Origin of the sequence: Mumia sp. (genome assembly GCF_028803055.1) — a bacterium.
Taxonomy (GTDB): Bacteria; Actinomycetota; Actinomycetes; order Propionibacteriales; family Nocardioidaceae; genus Mumia.
This window is the reverse complement of the sequence record NZ_JARBCJ010000241.1, coordinates 1-4,109: the sequence shown is the minus strand read 5'-3', so window position 1 is coordinate 4,109 and position 4,109 is coordinate 1. Positions and strand designations below refer to the sequence as shown.

The 4,109-nt window shown below is 69.3% G+C and carries 2 protein-coding genes; one reads left to right on the top strand and one right to left on the bottom strand.

Features of this window, described 5'->3' with window-relative positions; genetic code table 11:
- Positions 1-219: 219 nt before the first annotated feature.
- Positions 220-1,317, bottom strand: coding sequence for an NAD(P)H-binding protein (locus PV363_RS16325; protein ID WP_301022889.1), 1,098 nt, complete (start codon positions 1,315-1,317; stop codon positions 220-222).
- 158 nt (positions 1,318-1,475) lie between these two features.
- On the opposite strand from PV363_RS16325, the gene PV363_RS16320 reads away from it, so the two are divergent.
- On the top strand, positions 1,476-4,109 hold a 2,634-nt coding region (locus PV363_RS16320), incomplete at its 3' end, for a M14 family metallopeptidase (RefSeq protein WP_301022888.1).

Here is a 4,109-nt window from a genome sequence, read left to right as displayed (position 1 = left end):
CGTAGACATGGGCGGCCGCGATGTCCTCGACGCTCGTCTCCAGGTATGTCCGCAGGTCCGAGGCGAGCGGGTCCACCGCCGCCAGCTACCCTGCTCGACGGCGGTCAGTGCGTGCTTGGCGAAGCGGACGTACTCGACCACGCCCCGCAGCTTCGCAGCTCGGACGCAGCGGAGCTACTCGGAGCGGCGGGCGGGTCTCCCCCGGCTCAACTCATCGACTCAGATGTCGGTCGGCATCATCGCCGTGCCGCTCTTCATCCGCTCGCGGAAGCTGCCGGTCGGGAACTCCCGGTCCTTCAGCTTCTCCATGAAGCCCCGCAGCGTGCGCGTCCCGTACGCCGGCGCAACGTGGTCGACGACCGACCAGTACTTCGCGGCCTCGAGGTAGTAGGCCACCGGCGCGACCTTCTTGCTCATCTTGCCGATGCGCCGCAGCCGCGCGATCTTCTTGTCCCACGTCGTCATCGCCACGACATCCCACTGCGGCTCGCGGCCGGTGATGTCGAACATCATCTGCCCGGCGTCCTTGAGGGTCACCACGTTGTCCTCGACCCAGGGGCCGCCGACGGGGAGGACGCGACCGTACGCGTCGGCCGCCAGCACCTGGTTGGTGATGAACTCCGCGAGGTCCTCGCGGGCGATCGGGTTGACCACGTTGTACTCGCCGTGGTCGAAGATCCGGTACGGCAGCCCGTTCTTGACGTCGCCGAACGTCATCGACAGATAGGGGTAGTACGCCGTCGGCCGGACGATGGTCCACGGCAGCGCCCCGTGGTGCTGCCCCATGAGCTCGCCCTCGACCTGCAGCTTGTAGACCTGCGGGATCAGCTCCGGCCGGTAGGCGCCGAAGTCGCTGACCTGGATGAACTGCTGGACCTCCTGGGCGACGGCGGCCTTGATGCCGTTGACGACGGCCTGGTAGTCGACGAGCTCGCACTCCTCGGCGTCGTTCGGGCGGCGCCCGCTGAGCAGGGAGATGACGACGGCGGTCGGGGCCACCGCCACCGCGTTCACGACGTCGTCCAGACGCGTCGGGTCGCCGGCGACGACCTCGGCCTCAGCAAACTCGGCGTCGTCCTTCACCGACGCGTCACGCGCCAGCACCACCGGTCGGTAGCCCCGGCGAGCCAGCTCGGGCACGAGCGCCCGGCCGATGTAGCCCGTGCCCCCGAGCACCAGCACGCGTTCGCCGCTGCCCTGGCCGGCCGGACCGGTGACGTAGGTGTCGGACGACGTGGAGAGCAGTCGGGCTCGCAGGTCCTCGCTGTGCTGGAGGGCTGCGTCGGTATCGAGGGAGGTGATCGTGCTGTAGGCCATAGGCGAATCGTATATCTTATTGCGCCTCGCCGGGCGGGTTTCGTGGCCCTTTCCCACGCGTCCGAGCGGCCGGCCGGGAGGTGAGCAGCGGTGTGACGCATTTCACCTTACGGTGACCTTCATCCACTCTTCATCACCAGAAGCAAGGACGTAGCCGCATGAAGAGATCGTCGCCCCTGCGCCGGAAGGTCGCCGCCGTCACGCTCGCACTGACGGTTCCCGGCCTCATCGCCGCCACCACCACCGCTCCGGTTGCCTTCGCCGAGCCGTCCACGCCCGGTCCCGACAGCGCCGTCACCCTCGAGCGCCTCCCCGACGAGGTGCCGTCCGTCGTCGAGATCACCGTGCCCAGCGCGGCCAAGCTCGACCAGCTCGTCGCCACCGGCGTCGACCTCGACCACGGTGTCGAGCAGCGTCCCGACGGCCTCGAGGTCCGCGCCGTCGTCACGCCGAACGAGATCAAGACGTTGAAGAAGGCCGGCTTCGACACCGGCGAGGTCCTCTACACCTCGGAGGACACCGAGGCGGCGCTCGCCGAGCGCGACGCGACGATCGACGCGGCGAAGGCGGAGAACGAGGCGTTCGCCGACGAGGCGACCCACCCTGACGTCTCCGACGTCAAGATCACCCGCGCGCAGTACTACACGGCGTTCGGCATCCCGGTCCTCTCGGTCGAGGCCAAGTGGGCCAACGGGCAGGACGCCACGGACGCGCTCACCGTCGAGCGCGACAGCGGCCCCGGCACGGCGTTCGGCAGCGGCGGCACGCAGACCATCAGCCGCTTCGTCGACGCCGACGTCTACCTCTATCACCGCGGCGCGAGCCCGACCACGGGCACCGAGGCGCTGACCTCGCGGCCAGACCGGATCCGGATCACCAGCCCGACCGGCGACGTGGCGATCGCCAAGGTCACCGACTGGCTGCCGACGGGCGACGAGGAGGACCCGTTCAAGGGTCCGGGCTACCAGCAGGACTTCGTCAGCTCCTACCTCGACCCGACCCAGCTGTACGACCGCATCAAGCAGCTCGCGACGGACTACCCGGAACTGGCCGAGATCGTCGAGCTGCCGTACAAGACCAACGGCTACCGGCGTCTCGCGCAGTCCGTCATCCCCGCTGGCGGTGCCGCCGCGGACGACGACCGCCGCGTGGCGATCGACTCGAAGCAGTTCGGCTCCGAGGGCGGCAACGGGATCACCGTCACGGTCGTGCACCCGACGACGGCCGACCAGCCGCTGACCGTGACGGTTGCCGACAAGGCGATCACCGTCTCCTCGGCCACCGACGCCAGCGGTACGGCCACGAGCACGGCGGCTCAGGTCGCCGCGGCCATCAACGCCAGCACGGGCGCGAGCGCGCTCGTGTCGGCGTACACCTACCGCGGCAACGCCGGTGCCGGTGTAGTGCCCGCGACGGCGGCGACGACGCTCACCGACGGGCTCAACGCCCCGGCGACCGTCGCGCGTGCGCCACAGCAGGTCTATGCGATCAAGATGGGCAAGGTGCGCGACGGGTCCAAGCCGGGTGTCTTCTTCTACGCCCAGGAGCACGCACGTGAATGGGTCCCGCCGCTCGTCACGATCGAGACCGCCGAGCGGCTGCTGCGCAACTACGGCACCCATCCGGCGACCCGCGACCTCCTCGACAACCTGGAGATCTGGGTGCTCCCGTCGGTGAACCCCGACGGCGGCCACTACTCGTTCTACGACTTCAACTCGCAGCGCAAGAACCTCGTCAACTACTGCGACAAGACCGGCACCGCCGACGCGAACGCCCGCAACTCCTGGGGCGTGGACGTCAACCGCAACTACGACGAGTACAGCCTGTTCGACGGCTACTCCGGCGCCTCGCCGGTCTGCACCAGCGGGACGTTCGCCGGGCCGTCGGAGCTCAGCGAGCCGGAGTCGCGCAACGTCGACTGGGTCGCGGCACGGTCCAACATCCAGTGGTCGATGAACGTGCACAGCTCCGGCAACTACTTCATGTGGTCGCCGGCGGCGTACAAGGTGCCGGGGCGGATCACCGCACCGGAGCCCACGCTCGAGGAGGAGTCGCTCTTCCAGGGCGCCTCGTCGCGGATCCTCACCGCGATCAAGCGGCACCGCGGTCTGTCGGTGACTCCGGCGCGGACCGGGCGGGTCGTCGACACGCTCTACTCGGCGGCGGGCAACTCCGGTGACATGCTCTGGTACAAGTACGGCATCTACGCGTGGGACTTCGAGGTCGGCTCGACGTTCCAGCCGCCGTTCGAGGCCGAGACCCCGACGGGGCCGGGCGCGCACCAGGAGGCGATGGAGTTCTCCAACGGCCTGGTCGAGATGCTGCGCATCGCGCGGGACTACGACACCGACACGGTGCCGCCCGTCAGCGACGTGAAGGTCACCTCCAGCACCGTCGAGGGCAAGGTCAACGTGGAGTTCTCCACGAACGAGCCCGCGAGCATCTTCTACACGACCGACGGCACGGTGCCGAACCTGCGGTCGACGATGTACGCGGCCGCCGGCCTGCGTGAAGGCGGCGAACGCCTCAAGGTCGACAAGGGCGCCGAGATCCGCTGGATCGCGGTGGACAGCCGCGGCAACGTGGAGCGCAACTTCGTGCCGGGCCGCGAGGGCAACTACCGGACCTGGATCGCCGAGGTCGGGTACGAGCCGCCGCTGCCCGCGTCCGCCACGTCGCTGACGCTCGACCGTACGACGGTCGTGGCCGGCAAGACCGGGGTCACCGCCTCGGTCCAGGTCACGACGCCCGGTGCCGGTGACCAGCCGACTCCGGAGGGGGTCGTCACCGTG